At 67.2% G+C, this 13,338-nt stretch carries 10 protein-coding genes and 1 pseudogene; 5 read left to right on the top strand and 6 right to left on the bottom strand.

The features are described 5' to 3' along the window. The first annotated feature begins 100 nt into the window (after positions 1–100). Positions 101–571, top strand: coding sequence for a peroxiredoxin (locus EYR15_RS05400; RefSeq protein ID WP_165455430.1), 471 nt, complete (start codon positions 101–103; stop codon positions 569–571). Positions 572–648: 77 nt separating this feature from the next. Beyond that, positions 649–1,842 (top strand): M23 family metallopeptidase, encoded by a 1,194-nt coding sequence (locus tag EYR15_RS17280; RefSeq protein ID WP_131001872.1) that lies wholly within the window; start codon positions 649–651, stop codon positions 1,840–1,842. 9 nt (positions 1,843–1,851) lie between these two features. On the opposite strand, the gene prfB is transcribed toward EYR15_RS17280, so the two are convergent. After that, positions 1,852–2,983, bottom strand: a protein-coding gene (prfB, locus tag EYR15_RS05390; protein ID WP_131001871.1) for a peptide chain release factor 2 whose coding sequence is annotated in 2 segments (ribosomal slippage) — positions 1,852–2,913 and positions 2,915–2,983 — 1,131 coding nt in all. Because the reading frame shifts where the segments join, the coding sequence is not laid out codon by codon here. A 163-nt stretch (positions 2,984–3,146) separates the two neighbouring features. Here prfB and EYR15_RS05385 point away from each other — a divergent pair. Beyond that, positions 3,147–3,452: an EthD family reductase gene (locus EYR15_RS05385; protein ID WP_131001870.1), complete on the top strand. Its 306-nt coding sequence runs from the start codon at positions 3,147–3,149 to the stop codon at positions 3,450–3,452. A 7-nt stretch (positions 3,453–3,459) separates the two neighbouring features. On the opposite strand, the gene EYR15_RS05380 is transcribed toward EYR15_RS05385, so the two are convergent. The 3 genes from EYR15_RS05380 to EYR15_RS05370 all read right to left on the bottom strand — a co-directional run bounded on the left by EYR15_RS05380 (position 3,460) and on the right by EYR15_RS05370 (position 8,020). Further along, positions 3,460–4,062 (bottom strand): cation efflux transmembrane domain-containing protein, encoded by a 603-nt coding sequence (locus EYR15_RS05380; protein WP_131001869.1) that lies wholly within the window; start codon positions 4,060–4,062, stop codon positions 3,460–3,462. Positions 4,063–4,200: 138 nt separating this feature from the next. After that, a complete protein-coding gene (locus EYR15_RS05375; protein ID WP_131001868.1) occupies positions 4,201–6,654 on the bottom strand; it encodes a penicillin-binding protein 1A in 2,454 nt (817 codons plus the stop codon). A gap of 142 nt (positions 6,655–6,796) precedes the next feature. Further along, positions 6,797–8,020, bottom strand: a complete 1,224-nt coding sequence (locus tag EYR15_RS05370; RefSeq protein WP_131001867.1) for an N-acetylmuramoyl-L-alanine amidase — start codon at positions 8,018–8,020, stop codon at positions 6,797–6,799. A 645-nt stretch (positions 8,021–8,665) separates the two neighbouring features. On the opposite strand from EYR15_RS05370, the gene EYR15_RS05365 reads away from it, so the two are divergent. Next, positions 8,666–11,221 carry an Rne/Rng family ribonuclease gene (locus tag EYR15_RS05365; RefSeq protein WP_131001866.1) on the top strand — a complete coding sequence of 852 codons (2,556 nt, stop codon included), beginning with the start codon at positions 8,666–8,668 and terminating at the stop codon, positions 11,219–11,221. Then, the gene (locus tag EYR15_RS05360; protein ID WP_131001865.1) at positions 11,221–11,610 is read left to right on the top strand and encodes a GFA family protein; all 390 of its coding nucleotides are present in this window, start codon (positions 11,221–11,223) and stop codon (positions 11,608–11,610) included. The genes EYR15_RS05365 and EYR15_RS05360 overlap by 1 nt, the downstream gene beginning before the upstream one ends. Positions 11,611–11,849: 239 nt before the next feature. Here EYR15_RS05360 and secG read toward each other — a convergent pair. Then, positions 11,850–12,314 (bottom strand): annotated as a pseudogene (gene secG, locus EYR15_RS05355) (preprotein translocase subunit SecG); the annotation flags it as partial. Between the two features lie 131 nt (positions 12,315–12,445). Continuing rightward, the gene (gene tpiA, locus EYR15_RS05350) at positions 12,446–13,210 is read right to left on the bottom strand and encodes a triose-phosphate isomerase (protein ID WP_131001864.1); all 765 of its coding nucleotides are present in this window, start codon (positions 13,208–13,210) and stop codon (positions 12,446–12,448) included. Positions 13,211–13,338 lie beyond the last annotated feature (128 nt).

The following is a 13,338-nucleotide window of genomic DNA, read 5'->3' as shown; positions in this document are numbered from 1 at the left end:
AGAGGCGATCGATTCGACGCGGGGAAACTCGGCCATCCCTCTTGAGTCGGCAAGGCCGCAAGCGACTATGACGGCCAATTGGGACCAGCAGGAGCGTCCGATGCCGACATTGCCGACCGAGGGCCAGCCCGCTCCGGACTTTACCTTGCCCGGGGCCGGAGGCCGGACCCTCAGCCTGGCCGACTTCAGGGGCCGCAAGGTCGTGCTCTATTTCTATCCGAAGGACGACACCTCGGGCTGCACGCTTGAGGCGCAGGAGTTCACGCGTCTCAAGGAAGCGTTCGACGCCGCAGGCGCCAGCGTCATCGGCGTTTCGCCCGACAGCGTCGCAAGCCACGACAAGTTCGCGAAGAAGTATTCGCTCGACGTCGCCCTCGCGTCCGACGAGACCAAGGAGATGCTGACCGCCTACGGCGTCTGGGGCGAAAAGAGCATGTATGGCCGCAAATACCTGGGTGTCGAGCGCGCCACCGTGCTTATCGACGGAGACGGCAAGGTAGCGCGCGTCTGGACGAAGGTGAAGGCGCGCGGCCATGCAGACGAGGTCTTTGCCGCCGTCCAGCGCATCTGAAGATCACCAGACGCCGTTACGCCCCTATTAACCCTAACCAATTAGCCTCCGGCGGAGTTGAGACGTCGGAGGCTTTCATGGCGGGCGGAAACGGCAGAGATCGCGCCGCGGACCGGATCGTATTCGAATTCGGCCGGCACAGGACGATCGTCAGCCTGCCGCGCCATGGCGTCCTGTTCGTCTCGCTGTTCGTCGGCGCATTGTTCGCGTGGTCGCTTGCGTCGGGCTTCTACGTCGCGTTCCACGACACCGTCATTGGCGAGCTCCGACGCGGCGCGAAAGCCTCCGAGCGGGGCTACGAGGCGCAGCTCTCGACCTTGCGCGACGAGCTCGAGCGGGCTCGCACCCGCAGGCTGATCGAGCGCAGCGGCGTCGACGAGCGACTCGCCGAGATCGGTCGGCGGCAGCAGTCGCTCGAAAAGCGCCAGCTCAAGCTCGCCGAGCTGGCTGAACCGGTCAGGGCGGACGCCGGGCCCGCCATGCGTCTCTTTTCGAAGCCTACGCCGATCGGCTCGGACGCTGCGCTCGACGACGTCTCGACGCCACAGGCGGCAGGCGCTGCGGCCCGCGCGTCGGAGCGGATGTCGTCGATCCTCGACGATATGGAGGCGACCCAGGCCCGCACGCTGGAGGGGCTCGCGACCAAAGCCAGCGAACAGCGCCGTCAGATCGAGCGCGTCTACGACGCGGTCCGTGCGCCCAAGCCTCAGCCCGCGTCGGCGTCAGGCGACGCCGCGGCGGGAAGCGGCGGACCACTCGAACCGATCCCTGCCAGCGGCTATTCGTTCGATGCGCGCGTCGAAACGGTCGCGGCGGAGCGTGAGGCGGTCGAGGCGCTGATGAGAGGGCTGTCGGCGGTCCCCCTTCGCACACCCGCCCCCGGCGCATCCATCTCCAGCGGCTTCGGCGTCCGCCGCGACCCGTTCCTCGGCCAGATGGCGTTTCATTCCGGCATCGATTTCGTAGAACCCGCGGGAGAAGTCGTGCGGGCTACGGCCGCCGGCCGTGTCGTCGACGCCGGATGGAGCGGCGGCTACGGCAACATGGTCGAGATCGACCACGGCGGCGGGCTCTCCACCCGCTTCGGCCACATGTCGGCGATCAACGTCACCGTCGGCCAGCGTGTGGAGATCGGCTCCGTCATCGGCCGCGTCGGCTCCACGGGTCGCTCTACGGGTCCGCATCTTCATTACGAGACGCGCCAGAATGGCGAGGCCGTCGATCCGATTCGCTTCCTCAACGCGGGCCGGCTGCTCGCCAACGCTCTCTGAGAAAACGTCTTAGTCGACGTCCTCAACGCTGTCGGGGGCGCCGCCATAGGCGCGCTGGGCGAGCGTCGCCTCCATGAAGCCGTCGAGGTCGCCGTCCAGTACGTCCTGTGGGGACGTGGACTGGTGCCCGGTCCGGAGATCCTTCACGAGTTGGTACGGCTGGAGGACGTAGGAGCGGATCTGGTGGCCCCAGCCGATGTCGGTCTTGGCGGCCTGGTCGGCGGCCGCCGCCTCCTCACGGATCTTCAACTCGCGCTCGTAGAGCTTGGCGCGCAGCATGTCCCACGCGGTCGCGCGGTTCTTGTGCTGCGAGCGGTCGCCCTGGCTGACCACCATGACGCCGGTCGGGTTGTGAACCAGGCGAACGGCGGATTCCGTCTTGTTGACGTGCTGACCGCCAGCGCCCCCTGAACGCATCGTATCGACGCGCACGTCGCTTTCGTTGATCTCGATTTTGATGCTGTCGTCGATCACGGGATAGATCACGATCGACGCGAAGCTGGTCTGCCGCCGGGCGTTCGAATCGAACGGCGAGATGCGGACCAGACGATGCACCCCGGCCTCGGTCTTCAGCCAGCCATAGGCGTTGTGGCCCTTGATCTGCAGCGTCGCCGACTTGATCCCGGCCTGCTCGCCGTTCTGGTGGTCGACAACCTCGATCTTATAGCCGCGTCGCTCCGCCCAGCGCGTGTACATGCGCAGCAGCATTTCGGCCCAATCCTGGCTCTCCGTGCCGCCGGCGCCGGAATGGACCTCCAGAAAGGTGTCGAACGCGTCGGCTTCGCCGGAGATCAGCGCCTCTAACTGCCGGCGCGCGGCCTCGGCCTTGAGCCCCCCGATCGCCTTCTCGGCTTCGGCGACGACATCCTTGTCGTCCTCCATCTCGCCGAGTTCAATCAGCTCCAGATTGTCCTTGAGCTCGGATTCGATCTTGAGCACGCCGCTCATGGCGTCCTCGATCGAGGTGCGCTCGCGCATGATCTTCTGCGCGCGCTCCGGGTCGTCCCAGAGCGTGGGGTCTTCGACGATGTGGTTCAGTTCCTCGAGGCGCGACTGGGACTGATCCCAGTCAAAGATGCCTCCTCAGCAGCCCGACTGACTGCTCGATGTCCTGAACCAGGGTTTCGATCTCGGCGCGCATGGGCCTTCGGGAATTCGCTGGGGTTTCGGTTTGGGCCGCGACTGGTAGCGGCCGCCGGCCGTTGTGTAAACCAGCCGTCGCGCAAGCGACGGACGCGAGCGGCGCGGCTGGACGGAACCGGTTCGCGCGCAATCTACGGCGGACCTGAATCAGGAGACTTTCCGTGACGAAGCTTGTCGTGATGTATCCGAAGCCCGCCGATCCGGCGCAGTTCGATTCCTATTTCCGTTCGACGCATATGCCGCTCGTGCAGAAGATGCCGGGGCTGAAATCGTTCAGCTACGGGCCGACCAAGACGCTGGACGGATCGGACGCCGCCTTCTTCTGGGTGTTTAGCGGGACCTTCGACAGCCCGGAAGCGATCAGCGCCGCCCTCTCCTCTCCCGAGGGCCAAACCGCCGTCGCGGATATCCCGAACTACTCGAAGGCGACCCCGACGATCCTGCTGATCGAAGAGACCGAGGGCTAAGCCCCTCTCAGGCTGAGGCCGCGCGGCGTTCCTCCGTCGCGGCCTCCCACACCTCGCGGGCGGCGTCGAGGTTCATGGCCGCGATTGCGAGCCCGACGATCAGGTCGGGCCAAGCCGAGGCGAGCGCCGCCGTGGCGAGGCCCGCTGCGATGATCCCGACATTGGCGACAGCGTCGTTGCGCGCAGACAGAAAGGCCGCCCGCGTCAGGCTCCCGCCATGCGTCCGCCAGCGGGCGAGCAGCATGGCGCAGGTGGCGTTCACCGCAAGCGCCCCAAGGCCGGTGAGCGTCAGCGGGAGCGGCGCGGGCGGCGCCGGATCCCAGAACTTGTCCCAGGCCGTCCACAGGGTCGCCGCGCAGGGCGCGAGCAGGATGAGCGCGAGCAGGCCGCCCATGCGGCCTCGCGCCTTGGCCGACCATCCAAGCGCGAGCAGGATCAGCAAATTGACGGATGCGTCCTCAAGGAAGTCGACGCTGTCTGCGAACAGCGAGACCGACCCGATCGACAGCGCCACGGAGAACTCGACGCCGAAGTAAGCGAGATTCAGCGCCGCGACGAGCGCGACGACCCTGCGGAGCGCGCGGTCTTGATCGAGGCGTGCCGTGTCCATGCGATGTGCTGCGTGCTTCGAGACGCCGGCCTACAGCCGGCTCCTCAGCATGAGGGATGCCTGCGCTCAGGAACCTCGACGGTCCTATGCCGAGAAGACCGCGTAGCGGCGGTCTCCAAGCAGGCAGACCGTCTGCTTTCAGTACAATCCGCCCGTGCCCGACCGGACCGCTCGGTCCTGATCAGGCGTCACGTTCTGATTCGACGGCGCCGCCTGTCCGATGATCGAGTAGCTATCCGGCGGAGCGGTGCCCGGCTTGAAGGCCTCAAGGATGACCTTCGAGTCGCCGGCCGACGCGCGCATCCCGCTCGACGGATTGATGCGGATCAGCTTGATCCCCGGCGGGACGCGGAACGGGGTCGCGGGCTTGTCGTGCAGCGCCGCCTTCATGAAATCGGTAAAGACGGGGGCCGCGACTTCGCCGCCGGTTTCACCCTCGCCCATCGTGCGCGGCTTATCGTAGCCGAGATAGACGCCGACCACGAGATCTGGCGAGAAGCCGACGAACCAGGCGTCCTTGTAGTCGTTGGTGGTGCCCGTCTTGCCGGCGACCGGCTTGCCAACGGCCTTAACGCCCGTCGCAGTGCCGCGCAGCACGACGCCTTCCAGCATGGACGTGATCTGGTAGGCCGTCATCGGGTCGAGCACCTGCTCGCGGGCGTCCATCAGCGTGGGTTCGTCCTGGTTCGCCCAGGCCGTCGCCGTGCAGCCGATGCACTGTCGGTCGTCGTGACGGTAGATGGTCTTGCCGGTGCGGTCCTGAACGCGGTCGATCACCGTCGGCGTGACGCGCTTGCCGCCATTCGCGAACATCGCGTAAGCCGCCGTCATCTTGAGCACCGTCGTCTCGCCGGCGCCGAGCGCCATCGAGAGGTAGGGCGGCAGATCGTCCATCGCGCCGAAACGGCGGGCGTATTCGGAGATGAGCGGCATGCCCATATCCTGCGCCAGCCGCACGGTCATGACGTTTCGCGACTTTTCGATGCCGAACCGCAAGGTCTGAGGACCATAGAACTTCTTGCCGTAATTCTCCGGTCGCCAGACGCCGATGCCGGCGCCCTGGTCGATCTCGATCGGGCCGTCCAGCACCACGCTCGACGGCGTGTAGCCGTTGTCGAGCGCTGCCGCGTAGATGAACGGCTTGAACGACGAGCCCGGCTGCCTCAACGCCTGCGTCGCGCGATTGAACTGGCTCTCGTCGTAGGAGAAGCCGCCGGCGAGCGCGAGCACGCGGCCGGTAAAGGGATCCATGGCGACGAGGCCGCCCGAAATCTCCGGCGTCTGCCGCAGGCGGTAGTCGGACGAACCCTCGGAAACCGGCTCGACATAGACGACGTCGCCCGGCTTCACGACCTGCGCGACGGTCTTCACCGGACGGCCGCGGTCGGGACCCTTCGCCCATTTCGCCCAGCGCACGCCCTCCAGCGTCAGCCGGCCGGTGACGCGCTCGCGCGACACGCCGCCGGAGCGCTCATGCGCAGGCTGGAGGCCGATCGCCGCCTCGTTGGCGCCGGAATCGAGCACGACGGCGAGGCGCCACGGCTTGATGTCGTTGTAGGCGGGCAGCGCGCCCAGCGCGACGCCCCAGTCACCCTTAGGGTCGATCTCTTTCTCCGGCCCGCGCCAGCCGCGCTGCTCGTCGAAGCGCACGAGGCCGTTGCTGAGCGATTTCCGCGCCAGCATCTGCAGATCGGGATCAAGCGTGGTCCGAACCGACAGTCCGCCTTCGTAGAGGCCCTTCTCGCCGTAGCGCTCATAGAGCACCCGGCGGACCTCTTCGTTGAAGTACTCGCTCGCTGGCAGTTGCGTGCCGGTGGCGCGCGGCTTGATGTCGAGGCCTTCCTTCTTTGCGGCGGCGCCTTCCTCGGGTGTGGCCTCGCCGTTCTCGACCATGCGGTCGATCACCCAGTTGCGGCGCTCGATCGCCCGGTCCTTGTATTTGAACGGGTTGTAGTTGTTCGGCGCTTTAGGAAGCGCCGCAAGATAGGCGGCCTGCGCGAGAGTCAGTTCGTCCACGCCCTTGTCGAAATAGACCAGCGAAGCCGCGCCGACGCCGTAGGCGCCGAGCCCGAAGAAGATCTCGTTCAGATAGAGTTCGAGGATGCGGTCCTTCGAGTAGGTCTGCTCGATACGAAGCGAAAGCAGCGCCTCCTTGATCTTGCGCTCGTAGTTCTGCTCGTTCGAGAGCAGGAAGTTCTTCGCCACCTGCTGGGTGATGGTCGATGCGCCTTGCGGACGGCGGTCCTGGTTCTGGAAGTTGGAGACCGCGGCGCGGATGATGCCGCCGAAATCGATGCCGCCGTGCTCGTAGAAGTTCTTGTCTTCCGCGGAGGTGAAGGCGTTGATCAGCCGCTTCGGCACCGACTGGATCGGCACGAACAGCCGCCGCTCCTTGGCGTATTCCGCTATCAGCCGGCCATCGTCGGCGTGGAGCCGCGTCATGATCGGCGGCTCGTAATTGGCGAGTTGCTCGTAATCTGGCAGGTCGCGCGAGTATTTCCAGGCGAAGAAGCCGACAAAGCCCGCGGCCGTGAGCGCGACGACGGTCGCGGCCGTAAACAGAAAGCCGAGGAATCGTACGAGCAGGCGCAAGCGGATCCTCGCGTGGTCTGGGCGCTTTGGCGGTCCTGGTTTCACGCGGCTCTCAAGGCCGCGGAAGCGCTGTCCCGCTTTCCGCTATGCCACGGGATCGGTCCGCTTTGTGGAGAATATGCGGCGCTGCGCCGCCCGGCGCCTAATTTACGCGGCCGGGTGTGCCTTGGGCGATACGCATCGCGAAGTATCGATCGATGGCCGTCGAAACGGCGTCGGTCGCCTGTTCCTGCCAGGCGTCCGACATCATCAGCTTGGCGTCCTCGGGGCTTGAGAGATAGCCGAGCTCGAGCAGCACCGAGGGCACGTCCGGCGCCTTCAGGACGCGGAAGCCAGCCGAACGCAGCGGGTTCTTGTTGAGCTTGGCGGCGGCTCGGAGCTCCCTGACCAGCCCCTTCGAGAATTCGGCGGTGAAGGCGCGCGTCTCGCGGCGGGTCAGCTCGAACAGAATGCCGGCGACCTCCTCGGGCTCTTCCGACAGGTCGACGCCGGCGATCATGTCGGCGCGGTTCTCCTTGTCGGCGAGGCGTTCGGCCTCACGGTCGGAGGCCTTCTCCGAGAGCGTGTAGACCGTCGCGCCACGCACGCCGAAGGGGTCGGCCAGCGTGTCGGCGTGGATCGAGATCATGACCGCCGCGCCGGCGTCACGCGCCATCTTCACGCGCGCGGGCAGCGAGATGAACGTATCGTCCTCGCGCGTCAGGATCGCCCGGCGCTCGCCGCCAGCCTCGATCTTCGCTTTCAGGCGCTTGGCGAAGGCGAGCACGATGTCCTTCTCGCTCGCGCCCGCAGGTCCGGCCGCGCCGGGGTCGACGCCGCCATGGCCGGGATCGATCACCACGACCGGAAGCGCCGCGGCCTCTGGCGACGCGGAAGCCGTCCTGTCCGGCCCGTTTGAGCCCGTCGGGTCGCCCTCGCGCGCGGAAAGCGATTTGAGGAAGGCTGCGCGGTCGGTCGGAGTGAGGTCCAGCACTAGCCGCGCGGGCTGACCTTCGACGGGGTCGAGCACGAAAGCCTTGTCGATCGCGACCGGCTTCTTGACGTCGACCACGATCCGCGAGCGGCCCGGCGCCAGCACGCCGAAGCGGTAGGCCGAGATCAGCCCCCTGCCCTCGCGGCCAGCCGTCTCCGGCAGGCGGAAGGCGATTTCCGGAAGATCGATGACGACGCGATAGGGGTCGGCGAGGGTGAATGCCTTGATCGCGGCCGGCGCCGAAAGGTCGATGACCAGCCGCGTCCGTTGTTCATCGCCGGCGAGCCGCGCCTCGGTCGCGACCGGACGCCTGTCGGCCTGAGCGAAGGCCAACGGCGGCAGCGCGACCAGCGCGAAGAGCGCTGCAAGGACGATGGACGAGATGCGGAGCATTCCTGCCGTTTCGCTGGAGCGGATCCGAATGGCGCAGATCTACGGTGTTATGCTCTCAGGGTTAACCAGGTCTGAACTCGACAAGGCGATTTGCGCGCCTGCTGTGTCTCCGGCGCCTATGTCGCGAGCGTGACGCGCGGAACGGCGCCGCCCTTGTCAAAGATACGTATCTTCCGGTACAGAACGTCGTTCACGGCGAGACGCGGTGAGTCCTTTCCTCGCTTTCGTCTCCGCGGCTCCCAGTCCGCGCCGCCCGCGACGCGCGAAGCGCCAATCCACGACACGACGTCCGGGACTGGCGGCTAGCGCATCGGCCAGCGGTCGTGAGCGTCGGCGAATGCCATCGCCGGCCAGAGACGCAACCCGACGCGCAGCCGGTTCTTCGGACTGTCCCGTCCCAGAAATTTGCGAGGTGTTTCGGACGATGAGCACGGCGAACAGCGCCGCATTCGCTCGATCCGGGACCTCGATCCGCCGGCATAGCTGGCGTTCGCCGCTTGTCCGCGCCGCCTTAGGGCTGCGCCTCCACGCATGCGGCTTCTTCCATTTAACATCAGCCGGGCGCATGAGCGCCCTGAGCGCCACGCTAGCGTCGTCGATCCCGACGTCCGGCGGACGGCCCGGCGGCACACAAGAGCTTTCTCAATGGCCAACAAAATGCTCATCGACGCCACCCACCCCGAAGAGACAAGGGTGGTCGTCGTTCGCGGATCGAGGGTCGAGGAATTCGATTTCGAGAGCGCGAACCGCAAGCAGCTGCGCGGGAACATCTATCTCGCGAAGGTGACGCGGGTCGAACCGTCGCTTCAGGCGGCATTCGTCGAATATGGCGGCAACCGCCACGGCTTCCTCGCCTTCAGCGAGATCCACCCGGACTACTACCAGATCCCGACCGCCGACCGGCAGGCGCTGATCGCCGAGGAGGAGAAGGCCGCCGCGGAAGACTCCGAGCCCGCCGAGGAGAAGCCTTCCGGCGGCCGTCGTCGCGGCCGTGGCCGTTCGCGCCCCAAGGCGTCGCCGCAGGATTCCGAGGACGCTGTTTCCGCCGAGGCGACGGTCGAACCTGCCGAGCCCGTCGAGGCTGAGGTCTCCGAGGAGGCCGAAGCCGTCGTCGCCGAGCATGTCGCCGAACAAGAAGAAAAGGCGGACGTCCAGGACGGGGACGAAGAGGATCATCCCGTCGAGTCGATCGGCGCCGGAGACGCGCTCGAGGAGATGCCTGAGCGCCAACAGCGCCGCAGCATCCGCTCCTACAAGATCCAGGAAGTCATCAAGCGCCGCCAGATCCTCCTGGTGCAGGTCGTCAAGGAAGAGCGCGGCAGCAAGGGCGCGGCGCTCACCACCTACCTGTCGCTCGCCGGCCGCTATTCGGTCCTGATGCCGAACACGGCGCGCGGCGGCGGCATCAGCCGCAAGATCACCTCCGCGCAGGACCGCAAGCGCCTCAAGGATCTCGTCGCCGACCTGGAGGTGCCGGAGGGCATGGGCGTCATCCTTCGCACCGCGGGCGCAAGCCGCACGCGGCCGGAGATCAAGCGCGACTTCGAATATCTGATGCGCCTCTGGGAGACGGTGCGCGACCTGACCCTCAAGTCGACCGCGCCCGCGCTGGTCTATGAAGAAGGCTCGCTGATCAAGCGATCGATCCGCGATCTCTACAACAAGGAGATCGATGAGGTTCTGGTCGCCGGCGAGGACGGCTATCGCGAGGCCAAGGACTTCATGCGGATGCTCATGCCGAGCAACGCGAAGACCGTGCAGCCCTATCGCGACAGCCAGCCGCTCTACTCGAAGATGGGCGTCGAGACGCAACTCGACGCGATGTTCTCGAACACCGTGACGATGAAGTCCGGCGGCTATCTCGTCATCAACCAGGCCGAGGCGCTGGTCGCGATCGACGTGAACTCCGGCCGGTCGACGCGCGAGCACAATATCGAGGACACCGCGCTCCGCACCAACATGGAGGCGGCCGAAGAGGTCGCCCGCCAGCTGCGGCTGCGTGACCTTGCCGGACTGATCGTCATCGACTTCATCGACATGGAGGAGAGCCGGAACAACCGGGCGGTCGAGAAGAAGCTGAAGGATTGCCTCAAGGACGACCGCGCCCGCATCCAGCTCGGTCGGATCTCGCATTTCGGCCTGATGGAGATGTCGCGCCAGCGCATCCGCACCGGCGTGCTGGAATCGTCGAGTGAGGTTTGCCCCGTCTGCAGCGGCGTCGGCACCGTCCGCGCCGTGCCCTCGGTCGCGCTCCACGTGCTGCGTATCTGCGAAGATCACCTGCTCAAGGACGCTTCGCGCAACCTGCTGGTGAAGCTCCGCGGCGAAGTGGCGCTCTACGTTCTGAACCAGAAGCGCCACCACATTCGCGAGATCGAGAGCCGCTTCGGCGTCACCGTCCTGTTCGCGGCTGAGGAGCACCTCGCGCCGGGGCAGCATGCGATCGTCGAGCGTACGGAGCCCGCGACGGGCGAGCCGCGCGCGCCGATCACGCAAGTGCGCGTTGACAGCATCGCGCCCGATGAGATCGACGAGCCGGAGGAGACGGTCGAGGCGGAGGCTTCCGAGCCCGTCGCCCAGCCGGCGCGCCGCGCGCAGTCCGAGGACGAGAGCGAGAACGGCGAAGGCGGACGCCGCAAGCGCCGTCGCCGCAGGCGTCGCGGCGGTCGTGGCGGGGCTGAGAACGGCCAGAGCGTCGAGGCTTCGTCGGACGACGAGTCCGAGATTGACGGCGAGGAGCAGGATCTGAGCGCGAGCGACGTAGCGGACGAAACCTCGCCGCTGGTCGCGGAAGCCGCGCCGGAAGCCCCCGCTGAGGCTTCCGAGGAGAGCGAGGACGAGGCCGGCAAGCGCCGTCGCCGTGGCCGTCGCGGGGGACGCCGCACGCGCCGTGGCGGGGACGAAGCGGCTGACGGCGCGGAAGAGACCGAGGCGGTGGCGGCCAATGGCGAAGCCCCGGCTTCCGAGGTCTCCGACGTCGCGGAGCCAGTCGTGGCTGCGCCGGAACCCCAGACGCCGGTCGACATCGAAGCCGGCGACGTGCTGACGCCCGAGGAGGAGGTCGCGGTGACCGAGACGGTCGAGGTTGAAACGCTTGCCGAGCCGGCGCCCGTCCGCCCGGCGCCGCAGCCGCTGCCTGAGGCCGAGGTTTCCGGCCCGCGTCGCAAGGGCTGGTGGAGCCGCAAGGTCTCCGGCGGCTGATGATCCGAAGCGGCGGCTGCCTCTGCGTCGGCGTCGGCTACGAAGTGACGGGCGATCCGGCGCAGCCGGTCGCCTGTCACTGCTCGCAATGCGCCCGCACCAGCGGCAACTATGCGGTGATGGCCGCTTGGCCGGCCTCGGAGCTGGTCCTGACCGCCTCCGAGAGTCTTGCCTGGTTCCGGTCTTCCGATAGCGCCAGCCGCGGTTTCTGCACGCGCTGCGGCGGCAACCTGTTCTGGCGGGAAGAGCCTGAGGGCGACAAGATCTACGTCGCCATGGGGACGCTCGACCAGCCGACGGGTCTCAGGCTCGCCGGGCACATCTTCGTCGGCTCGAAGGCCGACTACTACGAAATCGCAGATGGCCTGCCACAGAAGCCTGGATGGTGAGCGCGCGTCACGCCGCCACCGTCTCAAATAGAAAGGCCCGGATCGCTCCGGGCCTTTTGCTTTTACTGATGTTTCGCGCGAAATCAGGGCTGCGGCTTCGGCTGGGCCGGTTCCGGCTGCTCTCCGCTCGTCGCAGGCGTCCCGCCGCCATTGGCAGGCGTCTGTTCCGCGCCTGCCCTGCCGGGCTCAGTCTGCTGGGCCGGTCCGGAGCGGACCTCATCCTTGGAGCCGCTCTCCTTGGGATCAGAGACCTGCGGCGTGATCGGCGCGGCGCCCTGCGGCTGCGGCACCGGTTCGCTGTTGTTCTGCGCGGTTGGGGCTGCGAAGGACGGCTGCGGCGGCGCGCCGGCGCCGTCTTCCTTGGTCTGCTGCTTCAGCTGCTGAAGGATGCCGCCCTGCCCGGTGCCGAGCGGGGCGGAGGGGCCGCCCGGCGCCGCCTGCGGGACAGGCGCGGTCGGGTGCAGCCGGTCGAACACCGACCCGCCGCCGTAGCCTGCGACGACCGTCAGTGCCATGCTGGTGACGAAGAAGCCGCCAGCCAGATAGGCCGTGAGACGCGTCAGTGGGTTCGACTGGCTGCGGCCGGCCATGAAGCCGCCGCCCCCGCCGATGCCGAGCGCGCCGCCTTCGGATTTCTGGAGCAGCACGACCACCACCAGCGACAGCACGATCATGAGGTGGATGACGATGAGGACGGTCTGCAGCATGGCTCTATCGCAAAGAGGTTCGCGCGGGGACGACCTGCGCAGAAGGCGCTCCTTACACCACGAAGCGCCAACCGGCTACCGACACGTTTGGCCGAACGCCGGGTTTTGCAAGCTCCAGGCGGCGGCCGCTATCGCTGGGCGGCCTTGGCGATCGCCAGGAAGTCGGCAGCCTTGAGGCTCGCGCCGCCCACCAGCGCGCCGTCGACGTCGGCCGCGGTCAGGATCTCGGCCGCGTTGGCGGGCTTCACCGAGCCGCCGTAGAGGATACGAAACTTGTCGCTCTCAGCGCCGAAGCGCTTGGCGAGTTCGGCGCGGATGAAGCCGTGCATCTCCTCGACCTCGGCGATGGTCGGGGTAAGACCCGAACCGATGGCCCAGACCGGCTCGTAGGCCACGACGAGGTTTTCCGCCTTCGCCGCATCCGGCAGGGAGCCCTGGAGCTGTTCGCCTACCACCGCTGCCGCCCGTTTTTGTTCTCGCTCGTCCGCCGTCTCTCCCACGCAGACGATCGCGACCAACCCGGCGCGGAAGGCGGCCTCGGCCTTGGAGCGGATCAGCGCGTCGGTCTCGCTGTGATCCGCGCGACGTTCGGAATGGCCGACGATCACCGCCTTGCCACCGGCGTCGGCGATCATCTCGGCGGAAATGTCGCCGGTATAGGGGCCATTCGGCTCGGGATGGCAGTCCTGCGCGCCGACGAGCACCCCGGCCCCTCGCGTCGCAGTCGCGAAGCTCGTGAGCAGCGTCGCCGGGGGGAATACCATCAGGTCCACCGCGTGCCGCATCGGCCCCATGTAAGCGCCTATAACCGTGACGAATTCCGGGGCCGAAGATCCCAGCCCGTTCATCTTCCAGTTGCCGGCGATCAGGGGCTTGCGCTTCGACGTCGGCATGGACGGGCGTCTCCTTGAAGGCGCTCCGATGAGCGCGAAGGCTGGGGCTCGCGACCTAGCAGAAGCCGCGGCGCTTGCAAATTCCTCCCGCTCTTGCGATTTGCGGCGACTCCGGGCGCGCAGCTAAC

The organism is Hansschlegelia quercus (assembly GCF_004310425.1).
GTDB lineage: Bacteria > Pseudomonadota > Alphaproteobacteria > Rhizobiales > Methylopilaceae > Methylopila > Methylopila quercus.
This window is presented reverse-complemented; position numbering and strand designations above follow the sequence as displayed.

Excerpts from the sequence above, each read along its gene's own strand:
- EYR15_RS05370 (WP_131001867.1), bottom strand. The coding sequence starts at position 8,020 with ATGCTCCGCATCTCGTCCATCGTCCTTGCAGCGCTCTTCGCGCTGGTC.
- EYR15_RS05380 (WP_131001869.1), bottom strand. The coding sequence starts at position 4,062 with ATGGACACGGCACGCCTCGATCAAGACCGCGCGCTCCGCAGGGTCGTC.
- EYR15_RS05400 (WP_165455430.1), top strand. The coding sequence starts at position 101 with ATGCCGACATTGCCGACCGAGGGCCAGCCCGCTCCGGACTTTACCTTG.
- tpiA (WP_131001864.1), bottom strand. The coding sequence starts at position 13,210 with ATGCCGACGTCGAAGCGCAAGCCCCTGATCGCCGGCAACTGGAAGATG.
- EYR15_RS17280 (WP_131001872.1), top strand. The coding sequence starts at position 649 with ATGGCGGGCGGAAACGGCAGAGATCGCGCCGCGGACCGGATCGTATTC.
- EYR15_RS05360 (WP_131001865.1), top strand. The coding sequence starts at position 11,221 with ATGATCCGAAGCGGCGGCTGCCTCTGCGTCGGCGTCGGCTACGAAGTG.
- EYR15_RS05365 (WP_131001866.1), top strand. The coding sequence starts at position 8,666 with ATGGCCAACAAAATGCTCATCGACGCCACCCACCCCGAAGAGACAAGG.